The 17479-nt window shown below is 49.8% G+C and carries 18 protein-coding genes and 1 pseudogene; all 19 read left to right on the forward strand.

The genetic code is table 11. The features are described 5' to 3' along the window. Positions 1 to 5 precede the first annotated feature (5 nt). The 19 genes and pseudogenes from ULO1_RS01140 (at position 6) to csrA (ending at position 17451) form a co-directional block, all read left to right on the forward strand. Positions 6 to 1214 (forward strand): response regulator, encoded by a 1209-nt coding sequence (locus ULO1_RS01140; RefSeq protein WP_078666094.1) that lies wholly within the window; start codon positions 6 to 8, stop codon positions 1212 to 1214. A gap of 16 nt (positions 1215 to 1230) precedes the next feature. Further along, positions 1231 to 1971 (forward strand): annotated as a pseudogene (locus ULO1_RS15070) (CpaF family protein); the annotation flags it as partial. Positions 1972 to 1974: 3 nt separating this feature from the next. Continuing rightward, positions 1975 to 3987 carry an ATPase, T2SS/T4P/T4SS family gene (locus ULO1_RS15075; RefSeq protein ID WP_278308111.1) on the forward strand — a complete coding sequence of 671 codons (2013 nt, stop codon included), beginning with the start codon at positions 1975 to 1977 and terminating at the stop codon, positions 3985 to 3987. A gap of 15 nt (positions 3988 to 4002) precedes the next feature. After that, on the forward strand, positions 4003 to 4962 hold the full coding sequence (locus ULO1_RS01150; RefSeq protein ID WP_079932752.1) for a type II secretion system F family protein: 960 nt from the start codon (positions 4003 to 4005) through the stop codon (positions 4960 to 4962). A 12-nt stretch (positions 4963 to 4974) separates the two neighbouring features. Beyond that, positions 4975 to 5910, forward strand: a complete 936-nt coding sequence (locus ULO1_RS01155) for a type II secretion system F family protein (protein ID WP_079932754.1) — start codon at positions 4975 to 4977, stop codon at positions 5908 to 5910. Positions 5911 to 5926: 16 nt separating this feature from the next. Then, the gene (locus ULO1_RS01160; RefSeq protein WP_078666090.1) at positions 5927 to 6280 is read left to right on the forward strand and encodes a DUF192 domain-containing protein; all 354 of its coding nucleotides are present in this window, start codon (positions 5927 to 5929) and stop codon (positions 6278 to 6280) included. A 75-nt stretch (positions 6281 to 6355) separates the two neighbouring features. Next, a complete protein-coding gene (locus ULO1_RS01165; protein WP_159446805.1) occupies positions 6356 to 8074 on the forward strand; it encodes a GGDEF domain-containing protein in 1719 nt (572 codons plus the stop codon). A gap of 1 nt (position 8075) precedes the next feature. Then, the gene (gene codY / locus ULO1_RS01170; protein ID WP_078666088.1) at positions 8076 to 8834 is read left to right on the forward strand and encodes a GTP-sensing pleiotropic transcriptional regulator CodY; all 759 of its coding nucleotides are present in this window, start codon (positions 8076 to 8078) and stop codon (positions 8832 to 8834) included. 3 nt (positions 8835 to 8837) lie between these two features. Next, positions 8838 to 9959, forward strand: a complete 1122-nt coding sequence (locus ULO1_RS01175) for a GGDEF domain-containing protein (protein ID WP_078666087.1) — start codon at positions 8838 to 8840, stop codon at positions 9957 to 9959. A 65-nt stretch (positions 9960 to 10024) separates the two neighbouring features. Next, positions 10025 to 11329 (forward strand): DEAD/DEAH box helicase, encoded by a 1305-nt coding sequence (locus tag ULO1_RS01180; protein ID WP_079932759.1) that lies wholly within the window; start codon positions 10025 to 10027, stop codon positions 11327 to 11329. Further along, positions 11322 to 12068: a ComF family protein gene (locus tag ULO1_RS01185; RefSeq protein WP_079932761.1), complete on the forward strand. Its 747-nt coding sequence runs from the start codon at positions 11322 to 11324 to the stop codon at positions 12066 to 12068. Before ULO1_RS01180 ends, ULO1_RS01185 begins: the two co-directional genes overlap by 8 nt. Further along, positions 12043 to 12417 carry a hypothetical protein gene (locus tag ULO1_RS01190; protein WP_079932763.1) on the forward strand — a complete coding sequence of 125 codons (375 nt, stop codon included), beginning with the start codon at positions 12043 to 12045 and terminating at the stop codon, positions 12415 to 12417. Before ULO1_RS01185 ends, ULO1_RS01190 begins: the two co-directional genes overlap by 26 nt. Positions 12418 to 12536: 119 nt before the next feature. Next, positions 12537 to 12836, forward strand: a complete 300-nt coding sequence (gene flgM / locus ULO1_RS01195) for a flagellar biosynthesis anti-sigma factor FlgM (protein WP_079907177.1) — start codon at positions 12537 to 12539, stop codon at positions 12834 to 12836. Between the two features lie 16 nt (positions 12837 to 12852). Then, on the forward strand, positions 12853 to 13359 hold the full coding sequence (locus ULO1_RS01200) for a flagellar protein FlgN (protein ID WP_079932766.1): 507 nt from the start codon (positions 12853 to 12855) through the stop codon (positions 13357 to 13359). 4 nt (positions 13360 to 13363) lie between these two features. Further along, positions 13364 to 15271: a flagellar hook-associated protein FlgK gene (gene flgK / locus ULO1_RS01205; RefSeq protein WP_159446806.1), complete on the forward strand. Its 1908-nt coding sequence runs from the start codon at positions 13364 to 13366 to the stop codon at positions 15269 to 15271. Between the two features lie 13 nt (positions 15272 to 15284). After that, positions 15285 to 16160, forward strand: coding sequence for a flagellar hook-associated protein FlgL (gene flgL / locus ULO1_RS01210; RefSeq protein ID WP_078666080.1), 876 nt, complete (start codon positions 15285 to 15287; stop codon positions 16158 to 16160). Positions 16161 to 16209: 49 nt separating this feature from the next. Further along, positions 16210 to 16770: a DUF6470 family protein gene (locus ULO1_RS01215; protein ID WP_078665878.1), complete on the forward strand. Its 561-nt coding sequence runs from the start codon at positions 16210 to 16212 to the stop codon at positions 16768 to 16770. 11 nt (positions 16771 to 16781) lie between these two features. Next, complete coding sequence (gene fliW / locus ULO1_RS01220; protein WP_079907181.1) at positions 16782 to 17255, forward strand: flagellar assembly protein FliW; 474 nt, start codon at positions 16782 to 16784, stop codon at positions 17253 to 17255. Further along, a complete protein-coding gene (gene csrA, locus ULO1_RS01225; RefSeq protein ID WP_078665876.1) occupies positions 17227 to 17451 on the forward strand; it encodes a carbon storage regulator CsrA in 225 nt (74 codons plus the stop codon). Before fliW ends, csrA begins: the two co-directional genes overlap by 29 nt. Positions 17452 to 17479: the final 28 nt, after the last annotated feature.

The following is a 17479-nucleotide window of genomic DNA, read 5'->3' on the forward strand; positions in this document are numbered from 1 at the left end:
ATCCCATGGGTAAGATCAGGATTATGATTGTGGATGATTATGCCGAGACCAGAGAAAATGTTAAGCGGCTCTTATATTTTGAAGACGATATGGAAATTGTCGGGGAAGCAGGAGACGGGAAAGAAGCGGTAGAAAAAGCGGAAAAACTGCGCCCGGATATTATCCTGATGGACATCAATATGCCGGTAATGGATGGGATTGAGGCTACAGAAACCATCTCCCTTCGGGTACCTACGGCGGCTATCATCATCATGTCAGTACAGGGGGAACAGGAATATCTGAAAAAAGCCATGATGGCCGGGGCCCGCGAGTATATGATCAAGCCTTTTTCCAGTGATGAATTGACAGAAACCATTCGCCGGGTGTATGACCTGGAGAAAAAGCGACGGGTCAACTTACATGTTGAAGATACGGCGAAAAAGCGGGAACCCCAGGTGGTAGTCGTTTTCAGTACTAAAGGTGGGGTGGGCAAGACTACTATTGCCACCAACCTGGCAGTAGCACTGGCCCAGGAGAGCCGGGGCAAAGTGGTACTGGTGGACCTGGATTTACAATTTGGCGATGTGGCGGTAATGATGAACATTGTGCCCAGACGGACCATCACCGAGCTGGTGCAGGAAATTGCTCACCTGGATAAGGAGACCATGGAAAGTTATTTGATCGAGCATCCCTCCGGGATCAAGGTTTTGCCAGCACCCAGCCGGCCGGAATATGCTGAGCTGGTGATTGCTGCTCATGTGGAGAAGATTATCAATCAGCTGAAGGAAGAATACGATTACATTATCATCGATACACCGCCCTTTTTCCATGAGACCAACTTGACGGCCCTGGATATGTGTAATCAGATTTTGCTTATCCTGGCCCTGGACCTGCCGACTATCAAAAATGTCAAACTCAGTCTGGAAGTACTGGATTCCCTGCATCACAAAGGCAAAGTTAAACTGGTGCTCAACCGCTCTTCTGGCGATATTGGCATCAATTATCAGGATGTAGAGAAAAGCCTGGGCATGTTAATTGCCGCCCATATACCCAGTGATGGCCGGGTGGTGGTGGCAGCGGTTAACCGGGGAATTCCCTTTGTGGTCTCTGATCCCCGTACCAAAATCTCTCAGGCCATACGCGACCTGGCCCACCTGGTAATCAGTGATCAGGGGTATCAGGAGGATTTGCAGAAAAAAGAGAAGAAAGGGGTCTTTTCCAGATGGTTTGGCTAAAGGAAGGTGAGACAGAATGTCCCTCTTGAAGCGTCTGGAAAAAGAAAAGGGCAGTGAAGGGGAAAAAAGCCGGGAACACAGCGGGTTTAGTGGAGCTTCCGCTCCTAAAGTTACCCGGGACCCCTATGCTGATTTGAAGGTACGCATTCATAAGGAAGTTATCAATGAACTGGAAGAAGAAATCAGCAAGGGCGGGAAAATGGAAGACCTGGATGAAGCTAAACTGGCCCAGCAAATTGAAGATGTGGTGCAGACTTTCCTGGATAAGGAGGCAGCCTTCATCCCCCGGCAGGACCGGCAGAAAATCGTGCAGGAAATCATCGATGAGGTGCTGGGGTTTGGTCCCATCAACCCCTTGATTAATGATCCTACTGTTTCGGAGATCATGGTCAATGGGCCCAATCAGGTTTATGTAGAGCGTAAAGGGAAACTGGAATTAACGGATATTAAATTCAGGGATAATGACCATGTTTTGCATATTATCGAAAAAATTGTAGCCCCTATTGGCCGACGGATCGATGAATCCATGCCCATGGTGGATGCTCGTTTGCCGGATGGATCCCGGGTGAATGCCATTATACCTCCCCTGGCCTTGAAGGGGCCGACCATTACTATCCGGAAGTTTTCCAAAGACCCCTTGAAAATTGAGGACCTGATCCGGTTTGGCACTCTGACAGTGGAAATGGCCAAATTTCTGGATGCCTGTGTTAAAGGGAAACTGAATATAGTGGTTTCCGGGGGTACGGGCTCGGGGAAGTGTATGCTTGGTAGAACACCGGTACTCTGGAGTGATGGCTGGAATTCTATCGGGAAAAAAGTGGACGAGGCCATGCTGAAACAGCCTCCATATACTGATGGAGATGGCTGGGAATATGTTGATACAAATTTAAAAGTCTTGTCTTTTGACTGGACAAAGGGTGAATATAAATTAGCGGAAAATGTTAGATTATGGCGTCATCGGGCACCAGATCAGATTTACAAGATCAAAACGGCAACTGGAAGAGAAATTGAGGTTACTCCAGAACATCCATTTTTCACTCTGGTTAATGGAAACATAACGGAGATAAAAGCAAGTGATTTATCTACAGGACTGATGATAGCTGTGCCGTCTTATCTTCCTATTCATCCTGAAAAAGTAAATATTTTAGATCAATTAATGGAATCTAATGGACTATATGTAAAGGATGATTTTGCAGATATTAAACCCATTTTAGCCCATGAAGAACTAAAAAAATTAGCTAGAAAACTAAATAAAAACTATTCTACTGTCCGGGAATGGTTTAAGGAAAATAATATTCCGATTAAATTTTGGTGGTTAATTAGAAAACATTTTAATAAAACGGAAGAGATAAATAGGGTTATTGTTAAAGCAAAAACTAGTAATGAAACAATTAATATTTCGCTTGATAAGTTTAATACAGATATATTCTGGCTACTTGGGTTACTTCTTGCTGATGGTCATCTAGGAAAAAAGTATCTTGAAATTCATGGAAATAATGTGGATTTACTGGAACAGGCACAAAGGATTGTTAAGGAAAATTTTGAAGTCTATGGGCAACTGGAATTTCCCAGAAACAGAACGCCGAGAATTAGATTTTATTCAAGTGCCCTGGTTGAAATTTTTGAGGGTTTGGGAGTGCCAAGAGGCAAAAAAGCAGATAAAATTAAGCCTCTACCATGGTGGTATAAGCTTGATAATGATAGTTTATCCGGTTTTATTAGTGGGCTTTGGGACGGCGACGGATATATAGGGAAAAATGCTCTGGAATATAGCAGTAAAAGTCCTGAATTAATAGAATTTATTAGACAGGCACTGCTTCATTATGGAATAATTTCTATCTACCGACGTAAAAGGGAACATCATTATGCAATTATAAGCGGTTTAGATAATATAAAAAGATTTTATGAATGTTTTTCTTTAAAAAACCGAAAAAAATTACAACACTTAACATTTTTGGCCCAAAGTCCAATTGTTTCAAATCAAAAAATAGGGCAGATTGCAAGTTATCCGGTTTTCTGGGACAAAATTATTGAAGTTGAATTAATTAAAAATACTGAGCCTTATGTTTATGATATTACAGTAAGTGATTTGCACAATTTTATAGCTGGTACGGGTGGGGGGTTTATTACCCATAATACCACTACCCTGAATGTCCTCTCCTCCTTTATCCCCAATGATGAGCGGATTATAACTATTGAAGACGCAGCTGAGCTGCAACTAAGGCAGGAGCATGTAGTTACCCTGGAAACCCGCCCCCCCAATATCGAAGGTAAGGGAGCTATTACCATGCGCGATCTGGTCCGTAACTCCCTGCGGATGCGTCCGGACCGGATTGTGGTGGGGGAGGTGCGCAGCGGTGAGGCCCTGGATATGCTGCAGGCCATGAATACCGGCCATGATGGCTCCCTGACCACAGGCCATGCCAACTCTCCCCGGGACATGCTGGCCCGGCTGGAGACCATGGTCTTGATGGCAGGGATGGAATTGCCAGTACGGGCGATCCGGGAACAAATTGCCTCAGCTATTGATGTTATTGTTCAGCAAAGCCGGCTCAGGGATGGCAGCCGCAAAATCACTCACATTACGGAAGTAGTGGGTATGGAAGGGGATACCATTGTGCTGCAGGATATTTTTGTCTATGAGCAAATGGGTGTAGATGATAAAGGCAAGATTATCGGGCGGCATCGGGCCACCGGCATCAGGCCCAAGTTTATGAGTAAACTGGAGGCAGCGGGTATCCATTTGCCTGAGGATATCTTTATCAATCGTTAGCAGGAGGTGAGGGCTATGGCAAGTTTGATTTTATTACTGACTTTTATCAGTGTGACTGCCTTTGTATGGGCCCTTTTCCTCTTGCTGACCAGAGAGCAGCGGGCACTGGCGGAAAGGCTGACCGTTTATACCAGTAAGTCTATATACGGGCGACGGGAGAAAAAAGAACGGCCGACTCTGAGCTGGAAGGAATTTATTAACCAGGGAGCCAAATTGTTTGCAGCCCGGGAGATAGCAAAGAAATGGGAAGCGGAGATGATCAAGGCCAATATTCCCCTGCGGGGAGAAGAATTTGTCTTTATTAATCTGTTAACTACGGTAGGTGGGGGGCTGGTGGGCTGGTTGCTGGCCAGAAATATCAGCGGAGGCATTATCCTGCTTATGCTTGGTTTTTTGCTGCCCCGCCTGCTGGTCAATTCTCGCAAAGCCAAACGCGTGCACATGTTTGATAACCAGTTAGGGGATGCGCTGCTGGTTATGTCCAATTCCCTGCGGGCCGGGTTTTCCTTTTTACAGGCGATGGATATGGTCAGCCGCGAAATGCCGGCCCCCATTTCGGAGGAATTTGCCCGGGCATTGCGGGAAATGGCCCTGGGGACTACAACTGAAGAGGCTCTGGAAAAAATGACCCAGCGCATCGAATCCGAAGATCTGGATCTGGTAGTTACTGCTGTTTTGATTCAACGGCAAGTAGGGGGTAACCTTTCGGAGGTGCTGGAAAGCATAGCCAACACCATTCGTGAACGGGTGCGGATCAAGGGCGAAATCAAGACCCTGACGGCCCAGGGACGAATTTCCGGGATGATTATTTCCCTGTTGCCGGTGGCTGTGGGAGGTTTTATTTTCCTCATCAACCCGGAATACATGATGCCTCTTTTTACCAGTCCTTTAGGTTGGAGCCTGATTATAGGCGGGCTGGTTTCCCAGAGTATTGGCATGTTGATTATCAAAAAAATCATTAATATTAAAGTGTAAGGGGGGGTGGGCATGGAGTTATTGATTTCTCTATTAAGTGGTCTTTCCTTTACCCTCCTGAGTTATGTTTTTCTTTTTCACCTTTACAGGGATAAGATTACCGTTCAGTCCCGTTTACAACAGGTGGGTTCCCTGTTGAGCTGGCGAAAAAAGTACCTGGATGAGAAGTTATCCCAGCCCTTTTTTGAGCGGGTGATTCGCCCTCTGTTAAACCTGGTGGCGGAAAAGCTGCCCAAAGGGACAAGAGCTGCTGATAGCAAGCAAAAGCTGGATTTGCAGAAAAAATTGTTGATGGCAGGGAATCCCTGGGATTTGACAGCAGGGGAATACCTGGCCCTGCAGTATGCCATGATGATTGGGCTGGCTCTGGTTTGCTTTTTCCTGGCCCTGCCCTCGGGGGCAAGCCCGCTGGTGCTGGTGCTGGCTCTGTTGCTTGGCGCAATCCTGGGTTATTTGTTACCCAACTATTACCTGGGGGTACTGGCTACCCGGCGTCAGGAACAAATCCAGGATACCCTGCCGGATATCCTGGATTTGTTGACCGTTAGTGTAGAAGCGGGTTTGGGGTTTGATGCCGCTCTGGTTAAAGTGGTGGAGAAAAGCAAAGGGGTACTGGCCGACGAGTTTTCCCGTTTGCTGCAGGAAATTAAGATGGGTAAGCCGCGGCGAGATGCTCTCCGAGATCTAGGGCTAAGGTCAGGAAACGAGGACTTGCAAACCCTGGTAGGGGCTATTATCCAGGCTGACCAGCTGGGGGTTTCCATCGGTAATGTCCTGCGTTTGCAGTCAGCGGAAATGCGGGGGAAACGCAAGCAAAGAGCGGAGGAAAAAGCAATGAAGGCCCCGGTAAAAATGCTAATTCCGATGGTTCTCTTTATCTTTCCTACCCTTTTCGTAGTGTTGCTGGGTCCGGCAATAATGCAGATGATGAAAACCATGGGCAACTGACAAGCGGGGTGACTTTATGGAACTGATCAATGTGACCAATCAAACCCAGATTGCCAGCCGGGTGCAAATAGCTGATACCTTCTGGAGGCGATTAGTTGGCCTTCTGGATCGCGAGAAGATGGCACCCGGGGAGGCCCTGGTTATCAGGCCCTGTCAGGGTGTGCATACCTGTTTCATGCGGTTTCCTATTGATGTAATTTTTCTGGATGATACCAATCGGATTGTGCATTTGATTACGGGCATGCCGCCCTGGCGCTTTAGCCCGGTGGTCAGGGAAGCAAGAGCGGTGGTGGAGTTGCCGGCAGGAACCATTGAACAGCTGGGCTTGAGAAAAGGACATGTGTTGCGCTTACTCGGAAGGATTATCTAAAATTATCTACAATTTAGCAGGAATTTTATGGCTATATGTCGAATGAAGTTAGAGCGAATTAAGGGAGGTGGCCGGATGAAGCGGCATACGAGCCCCTGGTTTGCCGTGTACGGCCTGATGGTGATTTTGCTGGGAGCAGCAGCTCTGGGGCTGATGCTACCGGGGCTGAAAGCTGATGACTGGCAGTCCTATGTTATTCTGCTGGCCATGGGCATGTTTCTGGAGTGGTTTGTGATTTCTACACCAAATGGGGACTTTTCCCTGAGTTTTGTGCTGGTGTTTGTGACATTTATCCTCTTTGGCACTCCCGCTACAGTTTGGATTTCAGCGCTGGCTACGGTTTTCGCCCGGGGGATTGTCAATCACGGCCATTCCATGAAAACGGTTTTGTTTAATGGCGCTCAATATGCCCTTTCGGCTTTGCTGGCCGGGATTGTCTATGAACAGGCAGGCGGCCAGATAGCGCCTCAGGCGGACAAGTTGATGGCCTCCAACTGGTTACCGCTGGCGGCGTATGTTGTATCCTATTTTGTAACCAACCATCTGCTGGTCAATATCTATGCGGCCAGAGAACAGGCTCGGGCCCTTTATCCCTACTGGCGGGATGTATTCAAACTGGAGCTGTTTACCTGTGCTCTTTCCATCTGCCTGGGGGCACTAACAGTATTACTCTATCGGGTAATCGGCAGTGCTGGTGTTTTTTTGCTGTTAGGGCTGATTATTCTGGTCAATGCCCTGTTGAAAACTTATTTTGAACTGGGACTGGCTCACCGTGAGTTAAAGGCATTGCATGAAATTGCCTTACAGGCTTCGCTGACTCTGAAAACCGGGGAGCTATTGCATAAAATTTTACATCAGGCACTGAAGGTGGTAAAATATCATACAGCAATTATTTATCTCTGGCGGGAGGAGCTGGAACAACTGGTTCCCCAGGTAGTGATCAGCAATAATCCCAATTACAAAGCCTGGTTGGAAAATAATACCGTTGAAGCCGGGGATGGCCTAATTGGCCAGGTTGTGCGTACCCGGCAAACGGTAATTGTTTATGATTGCAAACGGGATAAGCTGATCCGGCGCATGCCGGGGATCTACCAGATTATGCGCTCTCTCCTGATTTTACCCATGGTAGCTGATGATAAACTGGTAGGTGTGATGGTACTGGGTAAGAGAGAGCCCTTTGGCTTTAAAGAAAACCAGAAACAATTGCTGACCATCATGGCAGGGCAGGCAGCCCTGGCCACGGAGAGGGCCCTGCTTTATGAAAAAATCGAAAATATGGCCATAACCGATGGCTTAACCTGCATATATAATCACCGTTATTTTTATGCCCGGCTGGAGGAAGAATTTCAACGGGCCAAGCGCTATCATCATCCTTTTTCCCTGTTGCTGCTGGATGTGGATCATTTCAAGAAATTCAATGATACTTACGGGCATCAGGCCGGAGACAAGGTGTTGCAGCGGGTAGCGAAAGTACTGACCCGGGAAACCAGAAGGTCGGATGTGGTAGCGCGATATGGGGGGGAAGAATTTGCTGTGCTACTGCCCAACACAGAACTGTCCAATGCCGTGCGGCTGGCCAACCGGATTCGACTGGCAATTAAGGGAGAACCGGTGGAGATCGGCAGCAACCGCCCGCTGGTGAGTGTCACTGTCAGCATCGGGGTAGCGCAGGCTCCCATTCATGGCCACGAACCGGGGGAGCTGATTGAAGCTGCTGACCGGGCCCTCTATCATGCCAAAGGGGCAGGGAGAAATAGGGTTAGTACTGCTGAGGAAGCAGAGGAGGTAGATTGAAGTGGGAAGTTTGTTACAAAAGACCAGAGCGATGAATCGTCTCATCCAAAAAACAGCAGGTCAGCCGGTGGATTTCTGGGAGATGGCCCGCGTGCTAGCCCGGTTGACGGAAACGCGATTCTGGATTATTGGCCGGCGCGGTAAGCTGCTGGGGTGGTCAGATGCTACCGGGAGTGGGGTAAACCCTCTGGAAGCATATATTGAAGCTGATGGCCATCTGCAGGATGCCTTAAATGAACAATTCCTCAATTATAACCGGACCGAAATAACCGCTGGTGGCCAGGAAGGCTGGGTTAGAGCAATTGTCCCGGTTTTCGGTGGTGGTGACCGACTGGGGACCCTGATCTGTGAAAAGGAAGGTCAGGAATTCACTGATGATGATCTGATCCTGGCTGAATATGCTGCAACTATCACCGGAATTGAAATCATGCGCCTGAAAAATGAGCGTCTGGAAAAAGACACCAGAGATCGGGTGGCTATTCAGACAGCTATGGAAGTTTTGTCCTATTCGGAAATTGAGGCATTACGCTTTATTTTCCGTGATCTGGCCGGGGAAGAAGGGTTTGTGGTAGCCAGCAAACTGGCGGAAAAATACCATTTAACCCGTTCCGTGATCGTCAATGCCCTGCGCAAGCTGGAAAGCGCCCGGGTTATTGATTCCCGCTCCCTTGGTATGAAAGGTACATACATCAAGGTATTAAACCCCTACCTGCTGGATTATTTGCGTTTACATGACCCCATGGAAGCCGAGGAGGAGTAATCAATGCAGAGAAAGGTTGAGCGCAACCTGTGGATTATTACCGGGGTGACCAGTTTTCCTTTCGTTATTCTAGCTCTGGCCAACCCGGATAAGGTGGTATTTCCCCACTTATATATACTGATGGCAGTCGCCGGTATTTTCAACGGCTTATTTGTGCCATTCTTCTTAATGCGGGGGGAAGGTAACTGGTTGCGCTACACTCTGGCCATTGGGGGTAATTTGCTGATTTCATATTTCTGGATTAATTTTACCGGTGGGGTGGAAAGCATCTTTTATCCTGCCTTTTACCTGTTGCCGATTGTAGCAGCTACTTTGTATGCCGACTTCCTTGGCGCGATGGCAACAGCACTGGTAGCCGGTGGCTTATCTATTTATGCCAAAGGCCAGGCAACAGGCTGGAAGGTAACTATGTGGCAGGATACGCGGATGCTGGCCCAGATTGTGCTCTTTTTCCTGGTTGCCGCCATTGTTGGTTATCTTTTGAAGGTACAAAGGGAACAATTCCGCCGTAACCAGAAGATGAATGAGGAACTGGAAATCGCCTATAGTCAGCTGATGGCTTCCCACGACCAGTTACAGAGTTACACTAATATTATTGAGAAAATGAACCGGGAAATGGAGCAACTGGCCATTACCGACGAGTTGACCGGTTTATATAACTATCGTTATTTCCAGATGACACTGGATAAGGAATTGAAACGCAACCGTCATTCTTCTTTAACCTTGATTATGCTGGATATAGATGATTTCAAAACCTATAATGACCGCTACGGGCACATGATGGGTGATAAGATGCTGGCCGAGGTGGCCCGGACCATTAAAAGCCTGGTCCGGGAAATAGACACCGTAGTGCGCTATGGCGGGGAGGAATTTGCCGTTCTCCTGCCAGCCACCAGAAGTGAAGAAGGTTTCCAGGTGGCGGAAAAGCTGCGCCAGGCTATCGCGGCTTTAAGGGTGCCGACAGCAGATGGGTTGCAGACCAGTATCACCGTCAGTGCCGGGATTTCCTGTTTCCCGGTCGATAGCTTGAACAAGTCGGAATTGATCAGTCATGCTGACCTGGCCCTTTATCGGGCTAAAGAAGATGGACGAAATTTAAGCCGTATTTATGAGAAATTACAGTAAGAGCAAGGCCGGACGCTGTCCCTGCCGGGAGCAGCGGCGGCCTGCTTTTGTAAAGGGGTAGGGGGATGAAGGGAGAAATCCAGCCGGCGGGACGATTGTTAACAACCCAGGAGCTGAAGAAAATCGGTTTAACACCCCAGCAGGCCCAGGCTTTAGGAGCGGTAAGACTGAAGGGGGAAAATGAGCAGGGCCGATGTCAGCGCTGCGGAGCTGTGTTGACTGATCCTGCTTCCTGCCCTCTTTGTCGGGCAAGCCATGGCTGGTGTGAGGCCTGTGCAAATATGGGATTAATTACTTCCTGCACGGACCTGTGGTTGTTTCCCGCCGGGGAGCTAACCCCACCACAACCTGCTTTCAAGGTAAAGCTGGATTTTACCCTGACTCCGTTTCAGAAGCGGGCAGCGGCGGGAATCCTGGACTGGTTGCGGTTTTCTCCGGAAAAACAGGCCCTGTTATGGGCCGCCTGCGGGGCGGGGAAAACGGAAGTAATATTCCCCGCCCTGGCCCTGACTTTGAACCGTGGTCAGCGGGCCTTACTGGCAGTACCGCGGCGGGAAATTGTGGTGGACCTGCAGGAACGGATTAAAAAGGCCTTTCCGGCAGTTGATCTCACCTTTCATTATGGGGGACAACCGGAACTGGCCAGAACGGGGGCTCTGGTGGTTGCTACCACCCATCAGGTGTTGCGCTTTCGCCATTGCTTTGCCCTGGTGATAGTCGATGAAGTAGATGCCTTTCCCTACCGTCAGGATGAACGGCTGGAGCTAGGAGTAGAGCGTTCTTTGTCGCCCGGTGGTAAAATGCTGACCATGACAGCTACTCCTGACCTTAAAGACGTGGAGAGAAGGCGGCAGGCGCGCACCCTCTTTTATTTGCCCCTGCGCCATCACGGGCAGCCGCTGCCGGAACCGGAAGTACTCCCTGATAGCCGGGAGGAATTGTTGCTCTGCCTGAAGCAGGCGGGGCCCTGGCTGGTGTTCGTGGCTTCGGTTCGCGAGGCCCGGGAGTTAAGCAACTGGTTAAAGGAACAGGGAATTGCCGCCAGTGGGGTATGGGCGGCGGACCCGGCGCGGGAGGAGAAAATAGCCGCCCTGAAGACAGGGCAATTGCAGGCCCTGGTAACTACCACCTTGCTGGAAAGGGGAATAACCATTCCTGGCGTAAATGTAATAGTCTGGCGAGCTGACCGGGAAAGGATTTTTGAACGGGCAGCCTTGATTCAGATCAGTGGCCGGGTGGGCCGTACTGCCGACCGCCCCGGCGGTCGGGTAATCTGGCTGGCAGCACAGCAAACGGGGGCAATGCGGGAGGCCCTGGAGAGTATTAGATACTTGAACCGAATAGGCAGGGAAGGTGAAGGAAATGGGTAGACTTTTACGTCCTGTTATTAAAGAAATAGGCCGCTGGCTGTTTCCCGAGGAATTACCCTGCCCTTTTTGCGGCACAGTAGGGATGAAATGGCATCCCTGTCCTACCTGTCGCCGCCAGTATAAACTGATGCGGCAACAACAGCACTGCCCCCGCTGCGGCCGCCTGGGCTATCAGGGATTGTGTCCGGCTTGCCAGAGCAAAGGCTATTTTCAGGTCGCCAGAGGTACTGGCCCTTATGGGGGGATATGGCAAAAAGTCCTCTATGAGTTCAAGTACCAGGGCCGTCGCTCTCTGGGCTGGCATATGGCCCACTGGCTGGCAGAAACGGTACTGGCGGAGCCTGGCTTTAAAGGCAGCCAGCTGGTAGTACCGGTACCTGTGGGACCGCAAAAAATCCTGGAGCGCAAGTTTAACCAGAGTGCTGTTCTGGCGGAGCATCTGGCCTGGTTTTTGCATTTACCGGTAGAGGAGGTTCTAGTGAGGACCAGGGATACCAGACCGCAGAGTAAACTGGGGCGGGTAGCCCGTTTATATAACCTGAGAGATGCTTTTAGTCTCTTCAACCCTGATGTGGTAAGGGAGAGAAAGATAATCCTGGTGGATGATGTCTTAACCACGGGAGCGACAGCAGAGGAATGCAGTCGTATTTTACTTGCTGCAGGCGCCAGGGAGGTCAATGTCATCACCTGGGCTACTGGCCAGGGGGAGGTGGATGAAAATGGAACTAAAAAACTGTGAAGAGTGTGGCAAACTGTTTATGTCCGCCGGGGCTTTGCGTTGCCCGGAATGTTTGGACAGAGAGGAAGCAATTTTTTCCCGCATCCGGGATTATGTTTGGGAACATCCCGGAGTAACGGTGGATGATGTAGTTAGAGAACTGGGGGTAAAACCGGAAAAAGTGCTGGCTTATTTACGGGAAGGCCGTCTGGCCATCAAAGGCCTAACCTGTCAGAGATGCGGGGCGCCTTTCAACATGGGGCGAATATGCCAGCGTTGTGCGAAAGAACTGGAACAGAATGTGAACAGGACAATCAAGGGACATAGAGCCAAAATGCACACTGCCAGCATGAGAAGAGAGGAAAAATAAGAAAACGAGAGGAAGAAAGAAATATTTTAATTTTATGGCCAGGAATGCAAATTAAGGTCTTGGCTTTTTTCTTCGATTAATTGACAGGACAATTTTTGCATTTAAGGTCGGTGAAGGATATGATAATCTCCAACCAGCAAATTCAATATATTTTAAAAGCCTATGGTCAAAAACCTGTTAATAAGGGAACAGTTAAAACTGGCGGAACGGCAGCCGGGGAGGGGCGGGACCAGGCCCAGCTTTCTCCGGAGGCGAAAGCGCTGCAAGCTGCCCTGGCGGCAGTAAAAGAGGCACCGGAGGTCAGGGAGGAAAAAGTGGCGGAATTGAGGGAAGCCGTTCGTTCCGGTACTTATAACGTGTCAGCGCAAGAGATTGCCGATAAAATGCTGGGACGGTTACTGGTAGACGAGTTGGTCTAGGAAAGGTGGTGGCCCCATGGCAACAGCAGCCGGGGTTCTGCAGGAATTGACACAGGTGCTGGCCGGGCAGAGGGATGTCTACGGCCGGCTTTTGTCATTGGCCAGAGAAAAACAGGAAGCGCTGGTGAGAGGGGATTTGCCGGTTATTGAGCAAATCGTGGCTCAGGAAGAACAGCTAGTGGTTCAGGTTGGAAAATTGGAGGAAGCCCGCAATCAACTGGTGGAAGCGCTGGCAACTGAACTGGGGCTGGAAGACCGGCAGCTTACTATTTCCAAACTGCTGGAACTGGGGGCTGGGGATACTTCCCGCCTGCAGGGGATTGCAGTGGAGCTGACCCATGTCCTGGAGGACCTGGGCAAAGTGAATGAACAAAACAAACAACTGTTGCAACAGTCCTTGAAGTACCTGGACTTTACCGTTAACCTGCTGGCCGGGCAGGAGGATTTGCCGGTCTATCATGGCAAAGAGGGAAATAACCCGGGAGAGCGGCCACCGGCGCGATTATTTGACAAGAAGGTGTGAGGAGATGCGGAGCACATTTTTTGGACTGGAGATAGCCCGTTCAGCCATCCAGGCCCAGCAGCGGGCCCTGGATGTAACCGGTCATAATATTGCCAATGCCAATTCCCCCGGCTATACCCGCCAGGAAGCGGTACTGGGGGCAAAAGCGCCCTATACGGTACCGGGGATGAATCGCCCCACTTCACCGGGTCAGGTAGGAACCGGGGTAGCAGTAGAGGAGATCCGGCGTTTGCGGGATGGCTTTATTGATGCCCAGATCCGCACAGAGAATAAAAACCTGGGCTACTGGGAAGCTAAACGGGATGCGTTGCAAAAAATCGAGGTCATACTGAATGAACCTTCTGATGCCAGTTTGCGCAATGTTCTGGATCAATTCTGGCAAGCCTGGCAGGAGCTGTCCAAAAATCCGGAGAGCCTGGCGGTGCGTTCTGTTGTCCGCCAGCGGGGGATAGCTGTGGCGGAAACCTTTAACCATCTGGACCAGCTCTACCGGGAGCTGCAGTCTGACCTGAATGATAATATCAAGGTCAAGGTACAGGATATCAACTCCATCGCCCAGCAGATTGCGGAAATTAACCTTCAAATCTTGCCAATTGAGGCTCAGGGAGACCGGGCCAATGACCTGCGGGACAAGCGGGATCTGCTGCTGGACAAACTGGCCAAAATCGCTGATATTCGCATCAGTGAAAATAAACTGGGTCAGGTAAATGTATCTATTGGCGGACGGGAGATCGTAACCGGCAGTCAGGTTTCCTTGCTGCAGGCAGTAGCCAATCCGGCCAATAATGGTTTTGTGGATGTGGTCTGGGCTGATGACCGGCAACCGGTCAGATTCAGTGCCGGGGAAATTCAGGGCTTGCTGGAGGCCCGGGGTTATTCCGATCCATCCACAGGTGAGTTCAAGGGGATTATTCCCGAGTTGCGGAAAGAACTGGATATGATGGCTAAAACCATTGTGGAAGAGACCAATAAGCTGCACCGGGGCGGTTATGACCTGACCGGAAATCAGAATAACAACTTCTTCAAACCCTATGTGGAAGGGGTGTATCCTCCCAGTGGAATTTCCCTGGCCCAGGCTATGCAGGTGGATGATGCCATTCTGGGCAGCCTCAATGCCATTGCGGCCGGCAACACTCCGGAAGCGGGGGATGGCGAAAATGCTCTGGAGATTGCTCAATTGAAACATAAACAGCTAATGGATTTGACCAAAGGTCAAAGCGGGCTGCTCAGCACCTGGCAGACAGAAAAGCCCTACGCCACCCGAGCCGATGGGCTCACATCAGTCGCCTATTCCGGCACAACTAATATCCTGGGCGGACTGTTTAATTTAGCGGATTTCCAGCCCAATGCAGCCCTGGTCTTTAAACAGGGTGACAAATCCTTTACTATCAGTATCACCGACGGCGCCGGGGCAGACGCCCTGACTCCGGCTGGAATAGTGACAGTCAATGATTTGCTGGCCAAAATCAACAGTGAGGCTCTGGCTCAAGGAATGGATCTGACAGCTTCTCTGGTGGAAAAACCCCCTGCCTCTGGCCAGTATGTACTGGAAGTAAAGGCAGGAAGCAAGGGGCTGGATAAACAAATCACCATTGAGGAGCGCAATTTCCAGGGGGCTGCTACCTTTGGCTGGGCCAATGCCAATGTAACTGGCACTGTGGATGATTTCTATCGCTCCCAGCTGGGGAAAATAGGGGTAGACAGCCAGGAAGCCAGCCGTATGGTGGAAAACCAGCAATTGCTGGTGGATCAGCTGGAAAACCGGCGCCAGTCCCTGGTCGGAGTGTCCATCGATGAAGAGATGACCAATCTGATCCGTTTCCAGCATGGCTATAATGCGGCTGCCCGGCTGGTAACGGTAATCGATGAGATGCTGGATAAAATCATCAATGGCATGGGGGTAACCCGATAGGAGGTGAAGGGTTGTGCGCGTAACTAACCAGATGATGATCAATACCTTCCGTAGAAATCTCAGCAGCAGTATGCGGGAAATGGACCGCCTGCAGGAACAACTGTCCAGTGGCCGCCAGATCAACCGCCCTTCTGATGATCCGGTAGGTTTAACCTATGCCCTGCGGCTGCGGACTAATCTGACGGAAAATGACCAGTATCAGAGGAATGTTTCTGACGGCCTGACCTGGCTGGAAAATACAGATAGCGCCTTGAATGAGGCCGGCCAGGCTTTACAGCGGGCCCGTGAGCTCGCCGTCTATGGGGCCAATGGAACCCATAGCCAGGAGTCCCTTGATGCCATTGCCAGGGAGGTGGCTCAGATCCGCCAGCACCTCGAGGCGGTGGCCAATACGGAGGTAGCCGGCCGCTATCTCTTCGCCGGCACCAAAACTACTACTAAGCCCTATGACAATGGGACCTGGCAGGGCAATACAGCGGTGATGAAATATGAAATCGGTCCGGGAGTTACGGTGCCGGTGAATGTTAGCGGGGCCGAGGTGTTTGGAGATAATACCGACAGTGTGTTTAAGGCGCTATCAGATTTGGAAAGCAAACTGCTGGCAGGGGACACGGCCGGAGTGTCGGCCCAGATTGGGGTTATTGACCAGTGGCTGAACAAAAATCAGTCGATTCGGGCTGAAGTAGGAGCGCGGACCAATCGTTTTCAACTAGCCCAAAGCCGACTGGAAGATGGTTATATAAACTTCAGCACGCTTTTAACCAAGACTGAGGATATAGACACTGCCAAAGTAATAACTGAGCTTAAAATGCAGGAAGAAGTTTATCGGTCAGCTCTGGCGGCCGGGGCCAGGATTATTCAGCCTACATTAGTGGACTTTTTGCGCTAATTTTAAGGCCAGTGGTTAACACTGGCTTTTTTTAAAGGAGTGGTGAGCCATGCAATTCCGCATAACTCATGTATGGCCACGAATTGAAATAAATGCCATTCCGGCACAGCAACGGCTGGAACAGATACCGGCTAGGATTGAGATTACAACTCAACCTACCAAAACGGAAATGGTAGGGGAGCCTTTTCGGGTGGAAATCAATCAATATCCCTGTTTTGCTGAAACTGGATTGAAGAATGTGTTTGATCTTACGCGAGATGAGGCGGAGCGGGCTAAACAGCTGGTATTAGAGGGCATTGGAAGGCGGGCAGAAGAAGGAGATGAACTGGCCGCTATTGAACATAAGGGTAATCCCCTGGCCGAGCAGGCTGAGGCTGTTGCTAATCCACCGCCGGCAGAGTTCAACATTGCCTTCATTCCTCAGTCACGACCGGAAATCACTGTTAGTGGAGGTAAAAAGCTTTTGATCGAACCGGGAAAGGTGGAAATTAGTTTTCGGCCGGGACAGGTAATCCATGATTATCAACCGGGCAAAGTGGAAATCTACCTGGCCCAGAAACCAGAGTTGCAAATAGAATTTATCGGTAGCGTTGTAGACATACGCAAATAGGGGGAATTGGGATGGAAATTACCACCAAAGCTTTTGGCGTCATTAAAATAAATGAGGAAGATATTCTTAATTTTATTGGCCCTATTCTGGGTTTTGAAGATATCAAACAATATGTGGTGTTGCATGACCAGAACAACCCTGGTCCTTTCTTCTGGCTGCAGGCGGTAAACAGTCCGGAACCGGCCTTTGTGGTAGTAGAACCTGGCACAATTTTAGCAGACTATCATCCTGTTTTCCCGCCGGAAGAACTGGAATTACTGGAAATTGAGGAACCGGCGGATTTGCGGGTTTTATTGATTGTCCGGATTCCGGAAAATATTAAAGAAATCAGTGTGAATTTAAAGGCGCCTGTACTAATAAATGCGCGCAAAGGGCTGGCCAAACAGGTTGTGCTGGAAGACAAACGCTATTCAGTGCGCCACTATTTGCTGCCAGCCGCTCAAGGGGGTGAAACCCGTGTTGGTACTGAGTCGGAAAGCAGGTGAGTCCCTGGTTCTGGGGGAAGGGATTGAAGTAAAAGTGGTGGAAATCAAGGGGGATAGAGTGAAACTGGCCATCTCTGCTCCCAGAGAAATTGGGGTCTGGCGGAAGGAGGTTTATGAAGCGATCGTAGTTACCAACCGGGAAGCTCAGGGGGTAAATTTAGAAAGTTTGGCGGAGATGCAAAAAATCTTAAAATAAGTTGTCAATCAGAGTAATCAGGAGATAT

It is taken from the genome of Carboxydocella sp. ULO1, assembly GCF_002049255.1.
Taxonomy (GTDB): domain Bacteria; phylum Bacillota.